This window comes from Streptomyces murinus, assembly GCF_002154555.1.
Lineage (GTDB): Bacteria > Actinomycetota > Actinomycetes > Streptomycetales > Streptomycetaceae > Streptomyces > Streptomyces murinus.
Genome location: NZ_MUNF01000522.1, coordinates 1 through 528 on the forward strand (window position 1 = coordinate 1; position 528 = coordinate 528).

Below are 528 nucleotides of genomic sequence, written 5' to 3' on the forward strand. Positions count from 1 at the left end.
ACGAACCGGAGCTGGCGTTCGACGTGGCGGAAGACGTCGCGGTGCTGCCGTACTCCTCCGGCACCACCGGCGTGCCCAAGGGGGTGATGCTCACCCACCGCCAGATCGGCACGAACCTCGCCCAGTTGCAGTCGGCCGCACCCACTGGACCCGGTGAGCGCATCCTCGCCGTCCTGCCGTCCTTCCACATCTACGGCCTGACCGCGCTGATGAACGCGCCCCTGCGCCTCGGCAGCACGGTCGTCGTACTGCCCCGCTTCGACCTGGAGACCTTCCTCGCCGCGATCGAGAAGCACCGCATCACCGGCCTCTACGTCGCCCCGCCGATCGTCCTCGCCCTCGCCAAGCACCCCGCGGTCACCCGCTACGACCTCTCCTGCCTCCAGTACGTCCTGTGCGCCGCCGCCCCCCTGGATGCCGCTCTCGCCCGCGCCTGCGCGCACCGCCTCGGACTGCCCCCGATCGGCCAGGCCTACGGCATGACCGAGCTGTCCCCGGGCAGCCATGTCGTCCCGCTCGACCGGCTGC

General features: G+C 71.4%; 1 protein-coding gene. It reads left to right on the forward strand.

The genetic code is table 11. The annotated features are described in order from the left end of the window. Positions 1-528: AMP-binding protein (locus tag CCN72_RS28625; RefSeq protein WP_244174511.1), on the forward strand; the 528-nt coding region annotated here is incomplete at both ends.